Annotated in this window: 16 protein-coding genes and 1 riboswitch; of the genes, 11 read left to right on the forward strand and 5 right to left on the reverse strand. The window is 43.8% G+C overall.

The features are described from left to right. Positions 1-87 precede the first annotated feature (87 nt). The 3 genes from ACTUJY_RS03915 to pdsR form a co-directional block, all read right to left on the reverse strand. Complete coding sequence (locus ACTUJY_RS03915) at positions 88-1,281, reverse strand: amino acid aminotransferase (RefSeq protein WP_463614749.1); 1,194 nt, start codon at positions 1,279-1,281, stop codon at positions 88-90. A 135-nt stretch (positions 1,282-1,416) separates the two neighbouring features. Next, positions 1,417-3,390: an ATP-binding protein gene (locus tag ACTUJY_RS03920; RefSeq protein WP_463614750.1), complete on the reverse strand. Its 1,974-nt coding sequence runs from the start codon at positions 3,388-3,390 to the stop codon at positions 1,417-1,419. Between the two features lie 50 nt (positions 3,391-3,440). Beyond that, a complete protein-coding gene (gene pdsR / locus ACTUJY_RS03925; protein WP_463614751.1) occupies positions 3,441-4,127 on the reverse strand; it encodes a proteobacterial dedicated sortase system response regulator in 687 nt (228 codons plus the stop codon). 269 nt (positions 4,128-4,396) lie between these two features. On the opposite strand from pdsR, the gene ACTUJY_RS03930 reads away from it, so the two are divergent. The 6 genes from ACTUJY_RS03930 to ACTUJY_RS03955 all read left to right on the forward strand — a co-directional run bounded on the left by ACTUJY_RS03930 (position 4,397) and on the right by ACTUJY_RS03955 (position 12,805). Further along, positions 4,397-5,101 (forward strand): OmpA family protein, encoded by a 705-nt coding sequence (locus tag ACTUJY_RS03930; protein WP_463614752.1) that lies wholly within the window; start codon positions 4,397-4,399, stop codon positions 5,099-5,101. 248 nt (positions 5,102-5,349) lie between these two features. Continuing rightward, positions 5,350-6,009 carry a hypothetical protein gene (locus tag ACTUJY_RS03935; RefSeq protein ID WP_463614753.1) on the forward strand — a complete coding sequence of 220 codons (660 nt, stop codon included), beginning with the start codon at positions 5,350-5,352 and terminating at the stop codon, positions 6,007-6,009. A gap of 67 nt (positions 6,010-6,076) precedes the next feature. Then, entirely contained in the window at positions 6,077-6,811 is a 735-nt protein-coding gene (locus ACTUJY_RS03940) for a YciK family oxidoreductase (protein ID WP_463614754.1), read from the forward strand. Positions 6,812-7,036: 225 nt separating this feature from the next. Next, positions 7,037-7,945, forward strand: a complete 909-nt coding sequence (locus ACTUJY_RS03945; protein ID WP_463614755.1) for a GGDEF domain-containing protein — start codon at positions 7,037-7,039, stop codon at positions 7,943-7,945. Positions 7,946-8,196: 251 nt separating this feature from the next. Next, entirely contained in the window at positions 8,197-10,071 is a 1,875-nt protein-coding gene (locus ACTUJY_RS03950) for a hypothetical protein (RefSeq protein WP_463614756.1), read from the forward strand. 196 nt (positions 10,072-10,267) lie between these two features. Next, the gene (locus tag ACTUJY_RS03955) at positions 10,268-12,805 is read left to right on the forward strand and encodes an efflux RND transporter permease subunit (protein WP_463614757.1); all 2,538 of its coding nucleotides are present in this window, start codon (positions 10,268-10,270) and stop codon (positions 12,803-12,805) included. A gap of 188 nt (positions 12,806-12,993) precedes the next feature. Here the strand turns inward: ACTUJY_RS03955 and ACTUJY_RS03960 are convergent, their stop codons facing one another. Both ACTUJY_RS03960 and ACTUJY_RS03965 read right to left on the reverse strand, forming a co-directional pair. Continuing rightward, entirely contained in the window at positions 12,994-13,545 is a 552-nt protein-coding gene (locus ACTUJY_RS03960; protein ID WP_463614758.1) for a hypothetical protein, read from the reverse strand. 124 nt (positions 13,546-13,669) lie between these two features. Further along, positions 13,670-15,073 carry a hypothetical protein gene (locus ACTUJY_RS03965; RefSeq protein ID WP_463614759.1) on the reverse strand — a complete coding sequence of 468 codons (1,404 nt, stop codon included), beginning with the start codon at positions 15,071-15,073 and terminating at the stop codon, positions 13,670-13,672. A gap of 220 nt (positions 15,074-15,293) precedes the next feature. Next, positions 15,294-15,434: riboswitch (TPP riboswitch) on the forward strand. Positions 15,435-15,484: 50 nt separating this feature from the next. On the opposite strand from ACTUJY_RS03965, the gene thiC reads away from it, so the two are divergent. Genes thiC through thiE form a run of 5 tightly spaced genes read left to right on the forward strand, consistent with a single transcriptional unit; the run spans position 15,485 to position 20,991 of the window. Then, positions 15,485-17,353: a phosphomethylpyrimidine synthase ThiC gene (gene thiC / locus ACTUJY_RS03970; RefSeq protein ID WP_463614760.1), complete on the forward strand. Its 1,869-nt coding sequence runs from the start codon at positions 15,485-15,487 to the stop codon at positions 17,351-17,353. Positions 17,354-17,364: 11 nt separating this feature from the next. Next, positions 17,365-18,474 (forward strand): glycine oxidase ThiO, encoded by a 1,110-nt coding sequence (gene thiO / locus ACTUJY_RS03975; protein WP_463614761.1) that lies wholly within the window; start codon positions 17,365-17,367, stop codon positions 18,472-18,474. Between the two features lie 2 nt (positions 18,475-18,476). Beyond that, positions 18,477-18,677 (forward strand): sulfur carrier protein ThiS, encoded by a 201-nt coding sequence (gene thiS, locus ACTUJY_RS03980; protein WP_463614762.1) that lies wholly within the window; start codon positions 18,477-18,479, stop codon positions 18,675-18,677. A gap of 52 nt (positions 18,678-18,729) precedes the next feature. Next, positions 18,730-19,509, forward strand: coding sequence for a thiazole synthase (locus ACTUJY_RS03985; RefSeq protein ID WP_463614763.1), 780 nt, complete (start codon positions 18,730-18,732; stop codon positions 19,507-19,509). A 6-nt stretch (positions 19,510-19,515) separates the two neighbouring features. Next, on the forward strand, positions 19,516-20,991 hold the full coding sequence (gene thiE, locus ACTUJY_RS03990) for a thiamine phosphate synthase (RefSeq protein ID WP_463614764.1): 1,476 nt from the start codon (positions 19,516-19,518) through the stop codon (positions 20,989-20,991). The last annotated feature ends 19 nt before the right edge of the window (positions 20,992-21,010 follow it).

Consider the following 21,010-nt stretch of genomic DNA (forward strand, 5'->3'; position numbering starts at 1 on the left):
TGTGCGAAATAAATTTCAAAAACTTTAAATCAAAAACAAAAAAGCGCGAAAGAATTTCGCGCCTTTTCAAAATAAAAGAAAAAAGTATTAACCACAAACCTTCTTCAAAGCATCCGCCACATAATCCAAACAATGCGTATTCAACCCCGCAATATTCACCCGACTCGAATCCGCCATATAAATACTAAACTCCTTCCGCATCTGAAGAACCTGTTCTTTGGAAATTCCTAAGTAAGAAAACATGCCCTTCTGTTGAGTAATAAAACTAAAGTCTTGTGAAATATTTCGTTGTTGAATTTTCTCTAACAACCCTGAACGTAACGATTTAACTCGCTCAGCCATCGCATTTAATTCCGACTCCCATTCTTTTCGCAAATCCGCTTGATGAAGCACTAAATCCACCAAATAACCACCGTAGGCCGGTGACATCGAATAGTTGGCACGGGCAACGTCCTGAATTTGCGTCTGGATTGCAGTAGCATGATCTTTCGATGCCGTTTGAATCATCAAGCAACCCGTACGTTCGCGATATAATCCGAAGTTCTTGGAACAAGACGTTGCGATCACCATTTCTTCCACGTTTTCCGAAAGATGACGCAAACCACGCGCATCTTCATTCAACCCATCGCCTAAACCTTGATAAGCCAAATCGACGTAGGGAATAAACCCTTGCTTTTGCGCACGGTCTGCAATGGCCTGCCAATGTTCAAACGATAAATCAGCTCCGGTTGGGTTATGACAACAACCGTGCAATAACACCACATCGTTTTTACCGAGGTTGGCCAATTGAGCATCCATCGCTTCGAAGTTCACTGCACCCGTTGCAGAATCAAAATAAGGATAAACATCTATCGCCAATCCGGCAGAGCGAATTAATGGCATATGATTGGCCCAAGTTGGATCGCTCATCCAAACTTTCAAATCATCACCTAATCGCTTTAATAACTCAGAGCCAACACGTAAAGCACCACAACCACCCGGCGTCTGGATCGCAGCAATACGTTCATTGGCAACCGCCAACGAATTTTCACCCAGAACCAGTTCTTGAATCCCTGACACAAACCCCGGTACGCCCACCGGCCCAATATACGTTTTGGAGTCTTCTTGTTGTAAATGTTGTTCAGCTGCTTTTTTAACCGCGAACATGAGTGGCGTGTGCCCGCTTTCATCGCGATATACCCCAACCCCCAAGTCAACTTTATTGGGATTGGTATCATCACGAAACAATCCTATCAATCCCAGTAGTGAATCAGCGGGTAATGCGTGTAAACGATCAAACATGACAAGACTCCATTTTAGGTTCGTACAAAAAAGATGACATTGTACTCCGCTGCCAACACAGCGGCTAGTTTCAAATATCGGTGTTGATATATCGTTTCGTCCTGACGCTCTCTTAAAGAACAAATATCGTTCTGACTAACTCGAAAAGCGACGAGGTAACTCGATACCAATCATCACGCCTGAAGGTTGCTCAATGTTTCGAGCGAAACAACGCCCATGATGATATTCAGCAATTAATCGTACTAAGTATAGCCCTAATCCCAAATTGGCTTGTTGTTCCGTACGATATTGTTCGCTTCGTTGAGAAGTCATGGAGTGAAAAAGCAAATCAGGATCATCACAAGAAAGTGCCGGCCCTTCATTAACAACGGCAACAGTCAAATACTCGGTACTAAACTGAAGCAGTATTTCAATATTCGTACTTGGCACAGCAAAATCTTTTGCATTAGAAAGCACTTTATCTAAAAACTGAGCGATCACTTCTTCATTACTCATTAAGCTCCAAGGTTTACCTTCGCAGCGTAAGCTCAAGGTGTGCTCAGGATACAAAGAGATGCAAGCGTCGATATATTGCGTCACAAAGTCAACAACATCAACCGAGCGCTTTTCGAGTGTCAGAATGCTTTGTTCAAGGCGCGCGGCTTCACGCATTCGAGTGATCATATTACTGAGTCGAAGCAATCCTTTTTGCGCATTTTCAATTGCAGGTTTTATCTCTGGATCCGTCGACAACGCAATATTATCAATGGATGAACGCACCATAGCAATGGGCGTGCGTAGTTCATGGGTCAGTCGAGATGCCAATTTTTCCATGTACTCGTTGTACTCTTTTAGCCGTTCACTCATTAACGCAAAATTGCGAGACAGTTGGCCTATCTCATCGCCCGTTTTTTCCGCAGGAATGGTTTGTACAACTCGACCATAGGCATCGACCGCCTCAGAGGTACTTTGGTTTAGCCGCATAATACGACCAGTAATTCGCGTCGCCACCACAATTAAGGTCAGAATTACCAGCATTAAAATAACCAAAGTGGTATTAACAAACACATTCATCGCCTGACGCTGAATCATTTGAATGGCAGCAACCGTTTCTTCGACCACTACAACCCCAGTCACTTGCCGCTCTTTAAAAATAGGCACCGCAACTAACGCAATGGCGGTTTCTGTTCCAGCGATAGACTCCAGTGTCACGCCGATATTTCCCTCTAAAGCCTGCTTTACGGCGGGAAGATCCAACTCGATTGCTCGAGCACGTGGATCATCAAATCCGCTCATCGGCGGTGCCAATAAAAAATGGATCACCGGATTGACGGCGTCCAAGGTTAAATCGGGAAAAAGATCTCCCGTTCGCGCTTTAACTTGTCCTTGGGGATCCAATACCCACACGCGTTTACCATCAGCAACGGAAAGTCGGTTCAGTTTTTGTTCTAGCTCAGGTACTGGCCATTGCAATCGATTGAGTTGTTGATCGAAACTGGACAGTTGAGTAAATTGATGACTCGTCGCCTGATAATTTTTTACGGTCACTCCCATTGCTTGCCAGTTGTGTCGCAATGGAAGCTGAACTTCCAAAACGTAACCGCTATCACTTTCTTGCCAATGCGCTTGCGACACCCAAAAGTCAGAAAGTTCATTTTTGAGTACAAAGGGGCGAACCACTCCCACAGCTGCCGGTGCAAATAATAAATGCACAAACCTACCGTCTTCATCCTGCAACCGAACGTCTATTTGATCACTGACAGCAAAACGGTCATTCACTTCGCGATAACTGATTGCATCATCGATAACCGTAACGAGAATGAACAACTGATTGTCACTTCGCGCTAGATTAACGCGAAACTCGATATTATCGTTGTGAAAACGATTGCTAAATCCTGCAACAGAGATCCAATCATCTACAAAACCATCAATGACAGGCATACGTTTTAATGTTGGAATATAAAGTCGATTCAATGCAGTATCGGATCGTTCGGAAAATGTTATGTCGGTGTTTTCTTGCAATGTAAAAACAATGGATTGAGCAAACTGAGATAAATTTTGCAGCAGGTTTTCGACCAGCATATCTTCGACTTGCTTTAAAAAGCCGACACCCAAAAATGGGATCGACATTAATACTGCTGAAAAAATTAACAGTTTCTTTTTGAGCGTCCAAAAAACCTTCACTGCCAGCGATAACCCATGCCATAAACCGTATCGATACAATCAAAGGCATCATCAATTGCGATAAACTTTTTACGAATGCGCTTTATATGCGAAGTAATAGTGGAATCGTCGACCACAACATTAGCGATTTCCATTAATTGATCACGCGACTTTACATGCCCAGGATTTTTCGCCAGTGCATGCACCATCCAGAACTCGGTCAGCGTTAAATCGACTGGTTGCGTCTGCCAAAACACTTTGATTCTATCAAGATCGAGTAGCAAATCGCCGACCTCCAGTTGTTCACTTTTATCACTAGCCTGCTCCATTGCACTCACACGACGAAACAATGCTGCGACACGTGCCATAAAATGCGGCAAACTGATGTCTTTGGTGATGTAATCGTCTGCACCGAGTCGTAAGCCCGATATCACATCAAAATCGGAATCGAGTGCGGTTAAAAACAGTATCGGTAAACCAGCCGATTTTTGTCGCAGTAATTGACATAGTTTAAAACCGCCTTCCGGTTCGTCTCCGAGATTAATATCGAGTATTGCCATATCCGGTAATCGCCCGTTAAACCCTTGCTCCGCTTGTTGCAAAGAACTATAAATGGTCACTTCATAACCATACTTGGTTAACGCGTTCTGATAATTTTCGCGAATGGCGGGTTCGTCTTCGACTAAAGCGATACGTTTTGCCACTTCTTGTCTCCCTATTTTTTTGAATAGCGTTTTTTCAATTGAAACAATTCACACATCATTTTTTTGCCACATTTCGCCAATGCTTTGCCCTCTTTCGACCATTAAATAGTCTGCCAGGTTCGTTTTAATAGACACGTGCCCGACAGAAAGGCACCGATGACCAACCCGAAGCGAGGAAGCAACACAAAAGTTGTGTGCTTAGCCAGGGAAGGCCCCTTTAACCGACTAACACGAATTTTGTATTAAACCGATCGAAAGAGGAAAAGACAATGAAAAAAGCAATCGCAATCAGCACACTTATTATGAGCGCAATCGGCTACACTGCCAACTCTGAAGCCCGCGAAGCCACCAAAGAAGAAAATGTGGGTGTCGCCAGCGGTGCACTTGTTGGGGCAGCCGCCGGTGGACCGGTAGGTTTTATTATTGGCGCTGCTTTAGGCGGTTTACTGGGTGGCGAAGTTCACAAAGCCAACCAAGTGGATGGTATGCAGTCGCAATTAGAACAAGCGAACTTTTACCAGGCCGAACTGCAACAGCAAGTAGCACGACTCAAAGAAGAAGCAGAACATAAATCCACTCAAAACGGTTTAGCCGGTGCGGAAATGCTGCAACTGGATCTGCTATTTCATACCAACGTCAGCGCACTGGATGATGCCGACCGAAATCGTGTCGAACAATTAGCCAGTTTTCTGAAGCGCTACCCAGATTTGGCCATTAAACTCGATGGATTCGCTGATCCGCGTGGAAGCCAACAACAAAATCAGCAATTGTCCGAAGCTCGTATTGAATCCGTAAAACAACTGCTGGTATCTCACGGAATCGATGAAACACGCATTTTCTCATCGGCGCATGGTGAAGCAAACTCAATTGCTCCAAAAGGTGATATTGATGCTTACGCATTAGAGCGCCGAGTCAGCATCCGTTTTTTCCCTGAACAAGATCAACAGGAACCCAGCTTCGCGAGCAACGAATAAACGCATGATTACAAACATCAGGCTGCCATTAGGTAGCCGTATCAACTTAAAGTAGTCGACAACAACTTATCAGTAACAAGGAGGAAAATATCGAAAGTTAACGACAACCTCTCCAACCCCCTTGAGCACTCGGTACAGAGATTGAAAATTCCGTCCTTGTGCTCTTTTTTGAACTCATCAATCGTAGCTGGTGTTTTTCATCCGGTTTCCTCATAATAATTTCCCTCAATTTCAACCGTTGATTATAAATGGATATTGAAAGCTGGTGCTTGCAAGAGCAAATCCCGATTGGTGACGATTTGTATTACAGTTTGCTCTCTTCGCGCAAAAAACAGCCTCTGTTACTGATTAAAACTTCGGCCGTAGTTGTATTACTCAAAACATTGCATAACCTTCATGAACCCACTTTGCTATCGGCACAACTCAATTGGTGGCAAACAGAAATCACTGGGGATAGCGAACATCCTTTACTTCATTTTCTGCAACAGCAAAACGAAAAAAACTGGCTATTGCAAACACTTTCGCCACTGATTCACTCTTTTCTAAGGCTCGCGCACGATATGAATCAATTTTCAACCGTAAAAATTGATAGAATGATAGGTTGTACATTGTTATCCGCATTTCATGAGCCATCACCCAGTGAAGAATTGCATGCGTATATAGGTAGCTACTGGTTATTGAAACATTATTTAATACATATGCATGCTCGGAATCATCCATGGATACAACAACGATGGCAACAACTGCAATCACCGAATCAACAGAAACCTATTTCGACAGTAACTCGTAATTATTTGGCGTTGATTAAGCTTTGGCTCCATTCCAATAAAAATTTTGTGTCAACAGAAGAAGTTTTTGAACCCAGTGCCATACGAAAATTAATCACCGTTTGGTTGAGAAACTTTTGAAAGCCATGTTCACACATTGAGTAGAATGCTAGAATAAATCGACATAACACAACAAGAGATTCAACCCTTGGAAAATTTTGTTGCCAAAGAAAACTGCTTAAAAGATAAAGTCATTATGGTCACCGGTGCTGGTGACGGTATTGGAAAAGTTGCAGCAAAAGAATACGCTCGGTTAGGTGCAACCGTCATTTTGCTGGGTCGAACCACCGAAAAGTTGGAACACGTTTACGACGAAATTGAAGCCAGCGGCGGACCACAACCGGCGATTATTCCCATCAATTTACTGCACATGTCTCCAGAACAGGCACAGCAAATCGGAGAAACCGTACATCGTGAATTCGGCCGACTCGACGGTCTGTTACACAATGCCAGCCAACTCGGTGATTTATCACCCATCGAAGGATACGATATCGAAACCTGGCACAATGTAATGCAAGTTAATGTTAACGCGACATTTTTACTGACTCGGTTTTTGCTGCCTTGTTTACGCGAAGCGCCCAGCGCCTCTCTGGTTTTTACCAGTTCGGGTGTCGGTAATCGAGGTCGCGCATTCTGGGGTGCCTATTCGGTATCCAAATTTGCAACAGAAGGATTAGCGCAAGTACTGGCAGACGAATTGGAAAACACATCGATTCGGGTCAATATCATTAACCCGGGCGCAACCCGAACAAGCATGCGCGCCAAGGCTTACCCGGCAGAAAATCCGCAACAACTTAAACTCCCCGAAAAATTGATGCCGCTCTACACCTATTTAATGGCGGACGAGAGTAAAGCCATTAAAGGTCAACGGTTTAACGGTTAAACACTTGAAAAACGCCGGCAATCTACTGCCGGTGTACCTCCAATTAAATCTCAACTCTAAGCATTCACTTTACTCAAAACAGTCAATTTTTTGACTTTACATCTACTTCGAAATTACCATAGATACTTATATTGTTGATATTTAATACCTTTTCAGGTATTTATGGGAGCTGGCACACTTTTCGCTATTCTCAATTTCAGTTCATGACTTTGAAACAGACAACCTATGAATCTCGCACACAATAAGACTATTGGCACTGAAACAGCCACACTGGAATACATAGCTCCGCATTTGGACAACACCAACGAGCCTTTGCTTTTGGCTGGCCAAAAACTGGCGTTGGCGTTACAGCGAACTCTGGATGTCGAAGTTTTGCTGTCGATTTTTTGCCAGCGCGCTGCAGATATTATTCCTTGTGAAAGCGTCGCTTATCGCAATGATGAGCTTCAATTGTTTATTTACCATGGTGAAAAACATCAATCGATTTGCCAGTACAACCTTGAAATTGAAGAGCAATCCTTGGGTTATATTGAATGCAGTTCCAGCCGACCGTTTACCGAAAAAGAACTGCAGCGACTGGAGCACCTACTGAATATTTTGCTTTTTCCGCTCCGCAATACGTTACTTTATCGAGCGGCCATTCAATCAGCACATCGCGATCCTTTAACGCAATTAGCGAATCGCAGCGGTTTTGATCAGGCTGTAGATACGGAAATCAGCCGAGCCGAACGCCATGGCGGCAAACTTTGTATGCTGGTAGTCGACATCGATCACTTTAAGTCCATTAACGATCGATTCGGGCATTTAGCCGGTGATCAGGTCTTAAAACAGGTCGCGACCAAGCTCGAAGGAGCCGTACGCAAAGAAGACTATGTTTTTCGATATGGCGGCGAAGAATTTGTAATTTTGTTGAGCGCTACCAACTTACCGAACGCTCGATTGACCGCAGAACGCATTCGCATGACACTTGCTGAAACGCCCATAAAGGCGTTGGAGTTGAACATTTCAATTACGGCAAGTATTGGTGTGTCTGAATGGCAAAACGGAGAAAACGGAAACACGTTGTTTCATCGAGCTGATCAGGCGCTTTATTCTGCCAAAGAAAATGGTCGCGATCAGGTCAAAGTCGCTTAACCTTTCTTCGTTTAACTTGTGCAATCCAATTTCTCTTTGCTTTTATAAAATTAAAAACGACTCCTACATGGTACTGTTTGGGTTGTTTTTAAATGTTAATCGCACTTTTTCATTTTACTCCTAACACTTTAAAACTGATTAGTTAGCGCTTCTATTGTGTGATGTCCGTCACGATACGGATAAAGGTTCTGTCAACCGCTTCTGATTAAACACGTTAATTCGAGAAACGGCTAACGAACCAGGAGTTAATCATGAACCCATTCACCCTCTCTCTAAAAATGTTTCTCGCTTTACTGTTAAGTATTTCGTTACTGGCCTGTAGCTCCAGTAACAACGACGTCCTAACGGATGCCGAAGAAAAGCAATGCATGACTCAAGACGACAAAAACGAAAACGAAAATTGCGGCACACTTTTACTCGGTTTAACCGATGCCGATGGCGACTTCCTCAGTTATTCCGTGGATGTTCAATCCATCAGCCTGACCCGACGCGATGGCACACAAGTCGAGTTATTGCCCGCCTCACAAACCGTCGACTTTGCCCAATACGTTGAGTTAACCGAACTGGTCACCGCAGCAACCGTTCCGGCCGGTGTTTATACATCAGGATCAATCACTCTCGATTACAGCAGTGCCAGCATTCTGGTAGAAAAAGACGGTGAAGCCGTTGCTGCAACCATGATGGATGCCGAAGGTAATCCAGCTGGTGTCATGACGCTCGAAATGCGATTGGATAATCGAAACCAATTGCGAATTGCACGCGGCATTCCCGCACTGTTGGAACTGGACTTTAATTTAACCGCATCACACAACGTCGATCTGGAGGCGGATCCAATTACGGTGACCACTGAACCTTTCATTAGCGCCGAAGTGGAACCGGTTATGGAAAAAGAGTTTCGTTTACGAGGTCCACTGATCAGCGTTGATTTGGAAAATGATCGTTACCGTATCGCGGTACGTCCTTTTTATAATCGCGATCGCCGACACGGTGGAGTTGACATTCATGTGGATGACGAAACACACTTTGAAATTAACGGCGAAGAAATTGAAAACTCACTGGGCTTAAACACTTTGGCGGAGCTGGAACAAGGTACAGTAACCGTGGCCTTTGGTACTTTTAACCGCGAATTAAAGCGCTTTACTGCAGCACAAGTGCTCGCTGGAAGCAGCGTCCCCGGCTTTGATCTCGACGCGGCAAAAGGCGTGATCATCGCTCGCAATGACAATCTGCTGACTCTCAAAGGTGCGGTGTTAATTCGCGAACAAGGCAGTGTTAACTTCCGCGATACCATTACTGTTTTGGTCAGTGAAAATACCGAAGTGGTCAAAGCGCGTCGGTTCGATGCACCGGTTTCCATCGATAGTCTGTCACCCGGTCAAGCCATTACGGTTGCCGGAGTTTACACGCCTGCCGACAATGGAGATACCCTCGATCAAATCGATGCCAGTGAAGGTTACGTGCGCATGCGTCTGACACACATTGCCGGTCACCTGGTAAGTAAAAGCGATGCTGAAATTGCGCTGGATCTGCAATCCATACAAGGACGCCCCGATGATTTGTTCAACTTTTCCGGTACAGGCGTTGATCCCAGTTTCGATGCGGATCCGACAAACTATCAGGTTAACTTTGACGTATTGTCTACTGAACATATGGAAGTGAACGATCCGGTGCGAGTGATCGGTTTCGTACAAGAATACGGTCAGGCTCCGGAAGACTTTGATGCTTGGTCCATTGTTGATTACGCCGATGCACACAGTCATCTTGCCGTAAGCTGGCTAGACCATGGAGCCCATGAACCATTTAGCTCAATCAGCGATAGTCGCTTGACTTTAAACTTGGCGAGTGACGAATTGGGTCGTTATCATCACGTTGGCCAGGGCGGATTACGCATCGATTTAACCGAACTCGACACCGCAACAACCATAAATGCTCGATTCGAACGCGGTATCTATGGCATTAAAGACCGAGACAGTGTCACGCTGTTCACCAACTTCGCAGACTTCAGTGTCGAACTGCAATCTCGCATAAATGCTGGTGAACATGTGAAAATGATTCACGCTCAAGGAGGATTTAATCACGACACCGCGCAATTTGCAGCTTATAAGGTGTCCATCATTATGGATTAGCTTGAGTTTTCTATTGAAAATTTCTGCAAGCGGCTTCGGTCGCTTGTTTTTTATTCAACCTTCAAACGAAGAGCGCTCCCGGTGATACGATTCAGCCTTTGTTCAGTATAAATTTACAAAAATCACGTCTAGCGCTTAGAATAGACACTAACGAATTCAGCTACTTAATAAAACCTTCCGAAACCGGGGACTCTTGATGGAATTTCGTTCAAAAATTGGTCATTGGATTGCCAATTTCGCACTTCAAAAAACCACGCTTACTTTTATCCTGTTATCGCTTTGCGTCGTGGGCCTATCGCTTAAATTGAATAACTTTAGACTGGATGCGTCCGCCGACTCTTTGCTACTGGAAAACGATCCCTCGCTAACCGCGTATCGCAATACCTATTTGCAATATGGCAGCGATGATTATCTATTTTTACTGTTTGATCCTGAAGATGAGCTGTTTACTCAACGTAACCTTGATCTTCTGGCGAAATTACAAGATCGAATAGTCAAGATCGAAGCGGTCGAATCGGTTACCTCAATTCTGGATATCCCGTTATTTGATCCAGAAGAAACCGATATATTTACGGTGGAAGGCAAGTCCACAACGTTGCGTCAAGGTCAGTTTGATTTAGAGAAAGCCAAACAAATTTTGATTAAAAATCCCATCTATAAAGATTTGATCATATCAAGTGATGGCCATTTAACAGCGTTACAAATCAACCTGAATATTCCAGAAACGCTCAAACAAAGCATTCGGGCACTTACCGAATTTCAGGTTACTCATGGCAACAAAACATTAACCGAACCCGAGCAACTCAAAAAAGAAACACTCAAACAAAAAGTACGAGAGCAAAACCTTGCTTACAGTCAAGTAACGAAGCAAACCATCGTTGAATTACGAGCCATTATAAAAGAGCAACCCAGTCACTTAAGGCTGTTTCTTGGTGGCGTTCCCATGATCGCTAACGACCTGATGGACTATGTTCAAAGTGATCTGGTTATTTTCGGTTCTCTTATTTTCGTAATATTAATTTTAATTCTGACATTGATTTTCCGTCAGCTTCATTGGATTTTGTTACCGCTTGGAATTTGTTCATTAGCCGTAATCTCAATGATCGGCTTACTGGGCTGGCTTGATTGGCCAGCAACCGTGATCTCATCCAATTTTATCGCCCTGTTATTGATCATGACCATGTCGTTAACCATTCATTTAATCGTCCGTTTTCGCGAGCTCACTTTTGAATACCGCGACTTGTCAGTGACTGAAAAACTAAAAACCACATTAAGTACCATGTTTGTTCCCTGTCTGTTTACCGCATTAACCACCATGGTCGCATTCGGCTCATTGGTTGTGAGTGATATTCGTCCAGTAAAAGATTTTGGTATTATGATGTCGATGGGGTTGGCGTTAGCGTTTGTGATAGCCTTTTTTGCATTTCCGCTATTTGTAAAAGTCACTTATAAAAAGAATAAAGAAAAACAATTGAAATCGGTACTCACCGAATTTACATCGGCTTTAGGTCGTTGGACACTTCGTAACAATACCACCATTATGGTTACCGCTATATTGGTTGCAGGCTTTGCCATTAGTGGGTTATTTCGACTCTCGGTTGATAACCGGTTTATCGATTATTTTAGAAGTCATACTGAAATTCATCAGGGTATGAAAACCATTGATCAACATTTAGGAGGCACCACCCCACTCGATGTCATCATAAAAACAAAAGCTTTAATCCAGAATGACTTTGAACAAGAAGAAGACTTCGGTGAAGGCTTTGATGACTTTGAAAATGAAGAAGCCGAAAAAGTTTCTCCCGTATTTACTCAAATGGGTGCCCAAACCTTATCTCAAGTACACAGCTTTTTAGAGCAACACGCGGTAACGGGCAAAGTGCTATCCCTTACTTCAAGCTTTCGATTATTAAACGATTTGAACGGTGGCAAACCGCTCGATGACTTTCTGTTGGGGTTGTTTTATAAGCGCATGTCGACGGACATTCGCCGTCAATTAGTCGATCCTTATCATAATGACGACGGTACCGAAGTTCACTTGTCCGTACGAATGATCGACTCGCACCCAGACTTAAAACGCAGCCAGTTTTTGACCATGCTCGACAATTACTTCCAGAATGATCTGGGACTAAAACCAAACGACTACGCTATTACTGGAATGTTCGTGCTTTATAATAATATGCTGGACAGCTTGTTTGATTCACAAATTAAAACCATTGCCACGGTATTTCTTGCTATTCTGCTCATGTTTATTCCGATATTTCGTTCGGTCCAGCTCGCCATTATAGGGTTAGTTCCTAACGCATTAGCAGCAGCAATGGTTTTAGGTGCCATGGGCTGGTTTGGAATTCCATTGGATATGATGACCATAATGATCGCAGCCATTGCGATTGGCATTGGTGTGGATAACACGATTCACTATATTTTCCGGTTCCGTAAGGAGTTTTCGAATCGTGAAGATTACGAAGCTTGTGTACAAGCCTGCCACAACTCAATTGGTAAAGCGTTGTATTACACTTCTCTTACAGTAATTGCCGGCTTTTCGGTGTTGATATTCTCTAACTTTATTCCGACAATTTATTTTGGTGTTTTGACCAGTATAGCAATGGCCACCGCTTTACTTGCCAACCTAACGTTATTGCCACGCTTGATTTTATTATTTAAACCTAAAATTCCGGCGTTAAATAATAACCGTAAAGCGAAATTGGAGCGTTGTTCGGAAGCGGCTTCTTAGTTGCGAGTTGCGAGTTGCGAGTTGCGAGTTGCGAGTTGCGAGTTGCGAGTTGCGAGTTGCGAGTTGCGAGTAATATTAGCTTTTGTAGGATGGGTGTAAACCCATCTTTTAATATTTTTTAGAAAGATTTACACCAATCCTAAAAAAGGCGAACATTATGTTCGCCTTTTTTTTATCGAATAGGTTCGTTATTTCCCCGATGTAAACCGCACACCAAAAAATAACATATTTTCTTCGCGCCACTTATGTTTCTCGGCAGTCAGCGCAAAGTTAGGACTGAAATAAAAATGTAAAGCTGTTTTATACCCTTCCTTATCCAGTTCCGACTCAGAAAACTCTGTTTGGTTATACTCGAGGTTTAATTCAACTGAATGGCTAAAACGTCCTCGCCATCCTAATGAATATTGATTCAAACTTTCTTTTGCCTCAACGCCAGGATCAAAGTCGACCTTGCTGTAACCCAAGTACATGCTCGAAGTTGCCGTTGCTGTCCAAAAAAATCCACCACCCAACTCTTTTATTTTTCGCTTGCTCGTTTCGCCATTGGCATCAAAGTTGGTTTTTCCGGCTACCAAATACATCCCCTGTTTTACAGGCAGCTGCAACCTTAAAGATTGGCCATCGGTATTGGCGTCTTCAGCATCAACGTAATTAACATCAAGTACGGCTTGATGAGGTTGTGTCGCATTTGCCCAACCGGCCAGCAACGCCAATCCTAAAGTGAATGTGGTTTTCTTCATAGTTGTCTCTTTCTGTTTAAAGTATTCACTACCAAGTAGCAGCGGCTAACTTTGGCACAAAGTATACGGCTGGTAAAGCAACTTTTGCACCCATTCAAGCTGAAAGTGATAGGTTAGGTACAACCTATCGAATGTTTATCAATGCCTGCTTCAAAGGCTCGGGTATTCGCTCTGCCCAATCCAGCTCTTGCATTTCATCTCTGATTTGTTGCCGAAAGACACTCATTATCGACTCGATATTATCAAAAAACTTTTTAAAAAAGGTTTTGTACCCATCGTCTTCAAACAACATGGCACTTCGGTATAAGTTCTGCATTTCCGGGCTCATTTGATCAAGCGCATTTTTAATTGAACCACTTTGCTCTATATGTTGTGCAACCACTTGATGCAAAGTTTTTTCATTTTCAAGATCAACAAAAGGAACCAGCCTTAAAGCAGGGTAAACCTTTGACTTCGACTGCGCGCCTTGTTCGATTACATCAAATATTTGTTTTAAGGAAATACCAATCGCCTCTACCGGTAATTGTGCTCTCGGCTGTTTTCCGGGTTGTCCAGCCATTTGAATATCATTATTAACGGCAAACAGCTGCTTATCGCCACGTAATTCGAAGCGATCACCACGAGCGTTACGTACTTTAACGCCGACTCGGTCACCATCCAGGTTATGTAAATATTGGGTTAGCGCACCAGATATAACACTGCCCTCTTCTCGACGCGTTATTTCGTTTAAAGATTTTAAGTTATCACTGGCCTCAACAAACGCATCAATTTGCGAACGTGGAATACGTAAATGGCCGGCGGAAAAAGCATCGCTAAGAAAATGATCGGCATAAGCATTAGCGAACAGAGCCAAATGAATCATTTTTTGTTTTGGTAATTCAATCAGATATTTCTTGGTTAATTTACGTCGCGCTAACAATTTTTTCAGATACTTATATTTTTTGGATAAACGCGCTTTGTAGTGTGATTGATTGACCAGTTCTACTAATTGATGGTGTTTTTTATCGCACTCGACTTTGTTTTCTTGCCAAGACTCTTCACTACATTTTAAATAAGCTAACTGCGCAAACCATAATGCTTGCTCGTGGTATTGAATATAATACTTGATGTTATGCCACGCAAAATGAGAAAAGTTGTCGTGCGCTAAGGTCAGGTATCGAAACTTTCGCTTCACCAAATTTGTTTCACTGCATTTCTCATACTGTTCTTTTTCGCGAATGGACCGAACTTCCTTATCAATGCACTCTTTCAATTTACGTCGATTGTGCAAGTAATAATCTTTCAGGTGTTTGGGTTCATCCAGTGCCATTTCTTCCACACTCTTGTACATATCGGCTGCCATTGCAACCAACTGCCCGTAACGAAAGTCAATATCGGCTTCGAGGTTAACGATACGATTATCGAACTCAGGAAAATATTGCTTCATTGCCAAGTCACCCAGCAAGGCATGTTCTCCCGCATCAAAGGCATACGATTTAGGAATGAAAAACGAGGCCATCAAGGTTAAGAAAAAAAGAGAGTGCTTCATCCGTTCTTAAAGATTGCTTAAAAAAACGACGCATTATATCAAACGAGCGATAATCTCGCGTGGTGTTATTCACACTATAAAGGAATGAGGAAATGTTGATTTATCATTATCGGCTGTCAATTGAAGCCTGATGATATTTTGCTCAACACAAGACATTCAGAAATTTAAATGGAAATAAGGCATTACTTTCTAATATTCCGACTTTCTCCTATAATTGCCACATCTGCTCTCGGGGTGCCAGAGCCAATTACTTTGGTTCGCAGTTGCTGAGATGCCAAACACCGTTGAATAAGCGGTCGTCGGCAAACCCGTAGAACCTGATCCGGTTAGTATCGGCGTAGGGATGAGCGACATCAATCGGCTTATAACCTCTCTACTACGCCTCGCTAACGCCAACAGTGAGGACAAAAAATGAACAGCAAAGCGCCCATCGGCGAAAAGAATTCTAAGATAATTACTCGTGATCCCCTTCCGGCGAGCAAAAAAGTTTATGTCGCTTCGGAATCGATGCCCGATGTGAAAGTGCCAATGCGACAAATCGATTTGACCGATGGCAGCCATGTAACCGTTTACGATACTTCCGGCCCTTATACTGATTTATCCGTCGATATCGATGTGCACAAGGGATTACCAGACATTCGATCACAATGGATTGAAGCGCGAGGTGATAGTGAATTTTACGAAGGACGTGAAATTAAACCCATCGATAATGGAATGACTGACAAAGAAAAAGCCTTTCAATATTTTAACCCCAACTTACAACGAAAACCGCGCCGTGCAAAAACAGGACAAAATGTGTCGCAAATGCATTACGCACGCCGCGGCATTATTACACCAGAAATGGAATACATTGCCATTCGCGAAAACCAGGCACGCGAAGCGTTGCGCAATGAGTTTACCACTGAAGAACGCAACAAACGCTTAGCCGGAAATTCAATGGGTGCAAATCTGCAACCCATTACAGCGGAGTTCGTTCGTAAAGAAGTCGCGGAAGGTCGCGCCATCATTCCGGCGAATATTAATCACACCGAACTGGAGCCCATGATCATTGGTCGCAATTTTCTAGTAAAAATTAACGCCAATATTGGAAACTCTGCACTCACTTCCAGTATCGAAGAAGAAGTGGAAAAGCTGGTTTGGTCTATCCGCTGGGGCGGCGATACGGTAATGGATCTTTCTACCGGTAAACACATTCATGCCACGCGAGATTACATTGTTCGTAACTCTCCGGTACCAATTGGTACGGTTCCTATTTATCAGGCATTAGAAAAAGTAAACGGTGTTGCCGAAGATCTTACTTGGGAAGTTTTTCGAGATACGTTAATTGAACAGGCCGAGCAAGGCGTGGATTATTTTACCATTCATGCCGGTGTATTATTGCGATACGTTCCGCTGACGGCCGATCGCGTGACAGGCATTGTTTCACGCGGCGGTTCCATTATGGCGAAATGGTGTATCGCTCATCACAAAGAAAACTTCCTTTACACGCACTTCGAAGAAATTTGCGAAATTATGAAAGCGTACGATGTCAGCTTTTCTTTAGGTGATGGATTACGCCCGGGCTCTTTGGCAGACGCTAACGATGCAGCACAGTTTGGCGAGCTGGAAACACTCGGTGAACTCACCAAAATTGCCTGGAAGCACGACGTGCAGGTCATGATTGAAGGTCCGGGTCATGTGCCCATGCATATGATCAAAGAAAATATGGACAAGCAATTAGAGCATTGTCACGAAGCCCCCTTCTATACACTGGGTCCTCTAACCACAGATATAGCTCCTGGTTACGACCATTTTACCAGCGGCATCGGTGCCGCCATGATCGGCTGGTTCGGTTGTGCGATGTTGTGTTACGTCACGCCAAAAGAACATCTTGGTCTTCCGAATCGTGACGATGTAAAAGAAGGCATCATCACTTACAAAATTGCAGCTCATGCGGCGGATGTCGCTAAAGGTCATCCGGGTGCACGCTATCGTGATGATATGCTCTCAAAAGCGCGTTTCGAATTTCGATGGGAAGATCAATTTAATCTGGGACTCGATCCCGATCGTGCACGTGAATTCCACGATGAAACATTACCCAAAGACTCCGCCAAAGTCGCTCACTTCTGCTCCATGTGCGGCCCCAAATTTTGTTCCATGAAAATCAGTCAGGAGGTGCGCGATTACTCTGACCAACAAAAACTATCGGAACAGCAAAAAATTGCGGAAGAAGGTATGAAGCAAAAGTCGGCGGAGTTTAAAGCGCAAGGGGGAGAAATTTATGTTGAACAACAAAGTTAAACGATAAAATTTTGAACGCCAAACATCTTGATATAGGCATTGCCGGAGCCGGCATTATGGGTCGGTTACTGGCATGGCAACTGGTAAACGCCGGACATAAAGTAACTTTGTTCGATAAAGATCCCATCGAACATGGAACGGCAGCAGCCTATACGGCTGCGGGAATGCTCACGCCTTATTGTGAAGTAGAGTCAGCCGAGCTAACCATATACCAAATGGGTATGCGTTCGCTGCAACTTTGGCCTCAAATTGCCCAACAACTCGGTAACGGCATCGGTTTTTACGCACGTGGTTCCTTGGTGGTTGCGCATGGCAATGATCGCACTGACTTACTACGTTTTAATCAGCACGTCTTGCATAAACTTGATGCCAACGCCGAACAATTTCAACAACTGGACCAACAGGCATTAGCAAACCTTGAACCAGAGCTGGCAGAAAAATTCAACCAAGCCACTTACTTACCGCAAGAAGCTTGGTTAAACAGTTTATGTGTTATGGATTCGCTGGCAAAAAGCCTTTTAGAAAAAAAGGTAACCTGGCATTCATCCACATTCATCGATAACATTTCGCCGAATCTCGTCGTCACTAAAAACAAAAAACACAACTTTGATTTAGTGGTTGATACGCGTGGACTCGGCGCTAAACCCCAATGGTCAGAGCTACGCGGTGTACGCGGCGAACTCATCTGGTTGCAAGCCCCCGAAGTCAATATTACTCGCTTGGTGCGTTTAATGCATCCACGTTATCGGCTTTATTTAGTGCCTCAAATGAACAAGGATCATTACATTATTGGAGCGACTCAAATTGAAAGCGATGACATAGGCCCCATCACGGTACATTCCACATTGGAGCTTTTATCGGCGGCCTACAGTTTGCACTCAGGGTTTGCAGAAGCACGAATCATCGATACTAAAGTTAACTGTCGACCGGCTTTAAAAAATAATTTGCCGAAAATAAGCTATAGCGATGGTTTAGTACGTATTAATGGCCTCTATCGCCATGGATTTTTATTAGCGCCAACTCTGGCAGAAGAGGTTGTGCGATGGTTGTCTTATCAATTGCAATCCAACGAAGGAAAGTATCAATCTCCATTCGAAAACTTAATTCAACAGGTAGCTTAACAGTGATCCAGATCGTACTAAACGGCAAAAGCCAACAAGTCGAACATAACAATCTTCAAGCACTGCTTAATGACGTAGTTAGTGGACAGAGCGATTTCGCAATTGCAATAAATGAAAGCTTTATTCCCAAAAGCCATTATGACTCAATCAATTTAAAAGACGGTGATCGACTGGAAATATTAACACCGATGCAAGGTGGGTAATCCTTAGCAAGTTTTGGCTGTAGGCCGTGAATAACAAAACAGGTATCATGATATGTGGCAACTCGCCGACAAACAACTATCCAACCGACTTTTGATCGGTACAGCTTTATACCCGTCGCCACAAATTATGCAAGACGCAATTAAAGCATCAGGCTCAGAAGTGGTTACGGTTTCGCTGCGTCGTCAAAACCCGACCAAAAATTGCGGTCTTGACTTCTGGAACCTCCTCAAAGAACTGAATTTAAATTTGCTACCCAACACCGCGGGTTGCCATTCAGTAAAGGAGGCAATTACAACGGCACAAATGGCACGTGAACTTTTCAACACTCACTGGATTAAATTAGAAGTGATCGGTGACGAGTACAATTTACAACCCGACCCTTTTGCGCTGCTGGAAGCAACCAAAGAACTTATCGATCAAGGTTTTGAAGTGTTTCCGTATTGCACCGACGACTTGGTATTGTGTGAAAAATTGGTAGAAGCGGGTTGCCGTATTTTAATGCCATGGGGAGCACCCATTGGCACTGGAAAAGGATTAATGAACCCTTATGCGTTACGAACCTTGCGTCATCGGTTACCGAATATTACGCTGATAGTTGACGCCGGCATTGGCGCACCCTCTCATGCGGTACAGGCGATGGAACTCGGATACGACGGCATTTTATTAAACACCGCTGTGGCGCAAGCCAATGACCCGGTAACCATGGCAACCGCTTTTAAACACGCACTACTGGCCGGTCGATACGCTTACGAAGCGGGTATTATACCCGAACGTGATTTGGCACAACCAAGCACTCCAACGATCGGCACTCCTTTTTGGCAACAAAATTAAAATACGATGAAAATTAAAACAAAAATGCCCATCCGCCCAAGCGTGTTAACCATCGCCGGAAATGATTCGGCCGGAATGGCCGGGATGACAATGGATATTCGCACACAAGCCGCGTTTGGTATTCATAGCGCGAGCGTTATTACGGCCAATACCGCGCAAAACAATCATCAGGTGTTTGCGGTCAATCCCGTCGAATTTAATGTTTTGCAATCACAGCTCGACGCTGCTTTTAGCTTACCCATTGATGTCGTCAAAGTCGGACTAATTGCCAACGCACAACAGGTTCCATTGATCAAACACCGCGTTGAAACATCAAGCATTCCTTTAGTCATCGATCCGGTGCTTAAAGCCAGCAGCGGTGGTGATTTTTCCGAAGAAGAATTGCTTAATGCGCTCTCGGATCAACTCATTCCTTTATCCACGGTTGTGACACCCAACCTTTACGAAGCGGAACAACTTTCCGGAGTGCCCATTCATACAGTTGAAGATATAAAAGCGGCTGCAGATACCCTACTGTCACGTGGAGCAAAAGCCGTCGTTATAAAAGGTGGTCACCGAGCCGGTCAGTGGTGTCAGGATTATTTTCAAGATCATGAACGCAGTTTTTGGCTTTCAAGCAAACGAATAGATTCGGTCAACACACGCGGTACAGGTTGTGCTTTTGCTTCAGCCTTAGCATCGAGCCTTGCACTGGGATATTCACTGTATGATTCCGTCGTGATTGCTAAAATGGCCGTCAATCAGGGTTTACGGTTAGGCTACAGTATTGAAACCGATCACGGGCCGGTTTCCATTCAAGCCTTTCCCGATAAGCAAATGGATCTCCCTTGCTTGACCCGTGAAGCCGATTTTGCATTTGAAGATTATCATTTTGCTGAGTGCAATGAGCCTAAGATGGGCTTGTATCCGGTTGTTGATCGAGCAGACTGGATCAAACGATTAGCACCTCAGGGTGTTACTACTATTCAGCTTAGAGTGAAAGATCTACAAAGTGATGAACTTGAAAATGAAATACGAAAAGCGGTAACTCTAGCGAACAAATACAAATGCCGATTGTTTATCAATGACTACTGGCAATTGGCCATAAAATACAACGCATACGGCGTTCACTTAGGACAGGAAGATCTCGACGATGCCGATGTAAAAGCTATTGCTAATGCCGGTTTGCGATTGGGCACCAGCACCCATTGTCATTACGAAGTCGCTCGTGCACACAGCTACCACCCCTCTTACATCGCATGCGGTCCTGTATACCATACCAATACCAAGCCAATGCCCTGGATACCTCATGGCCTAGACGGTTTAAGTTATTGGCGAAACGTATTACAGTATCCATTAGTCGCTATTGGTGGTATTAATCGAGAGCGAATTCCTCAAGTAGCGCAAACTGGTGTGGATTCTATCGCCATGATCACCGCTATAACGTTAGCGGAAAACCCGGAACACACCGCACGAGAGTTTATTAAACTCATAAATCACTAAATCAACCATCAATAAGTTA

Source organism: Pleionea sp. WD8-19, assembly GCF_055326765.1.

Excerpts from the sequence above, each read along its gene's own strand:
- ACTUJY_RS03915 (WP_463614749.1), bottom strand. The coding sequence starts at position 1,281 with ATGTTTGATCGTTTACACGCATTACCCGCTGATTCACTACTGGGATTG.
- ACTUJY_RS03920 (WP_463614750.1), bottom strand. The coding sequence starts at position 3,390 with ATGTCGATCCCATTTTTGGGTGTCGGCTTTTTAAAGCAAGTCGAAGAT.
- ACTUJY_RS03930 (WP_463614752.1), top strand. The coding sequence starts at position 4,397 with ATGAAAAAAGCAATCGCAATCAGCACACTTATTATGAGCGCAATCGGC.
- ACTUJY_RS03935 (WP_463614753.1), top strand. The coding sequence starts at position 5,350 with ATGGATATTGAAAGCTGGTGCTTGCAAGAGCAAATCCCGATTGGTGAC.
- ACTUJY_RS03945 (WP_463614755.1), top strand. The coding sequence starts at position 7,037 with ATGAATCTCGCACACAATAAGACTATTGGCACTGAAACAGCCACACTG.
- ACTUJY_RS03950 (WP_463614756.1), top strand. The coding sequence starts at position 8,197 with ATGAACCCATTCACCCTCTCTCTAAAAATGTTTCTCGCTTTACTGTTA.
- ACTUJY_RS03955 (WP_463614757.1), top strand. The coding sequence starts at position 10,268 with ATGGAATTTCGTTCAAAAATTGGTCATTGGATTGCCAATTTCGCACTT.
- ACTUJY_RS03960 (WP_463614758.1), bottom strand. The coding sequence starts at position 13,545 with ATGAAGAAAACCACATTCACTTTAGGATTGGCGTTGCTGGCCGGTTGG.
- ACTUJY_RS03965 (WP_463614759.1), bottom strand. The coding sequence starts at position 15,073 with ATGAAGCACTCTCTTTTTTTCTTAACCTTGATGGCCTCGTTTTTCATT.
- thiC (WP_463614760.1), top strand. The coding sequence starts at position 15,485 with ATGAACAGCAAAGCGCCCATCGGCGAAAAGAATTCTAAGATAATTACT.
- ACTUJY_RS03985 (WP_463614763.1), top strand. The coding sequence starts at position 18,730 with ATGTGGCAACTCGCCGACAAACAACTATCCAACCGACTTTTGATCGGT.
- thiE (WP_463614764.1), top strand. The coding sequence starts at position 19,516 with ATGAAAATTAAAACAAAAATGCCCATCCGCCCAAGCGTGTTAACCATC.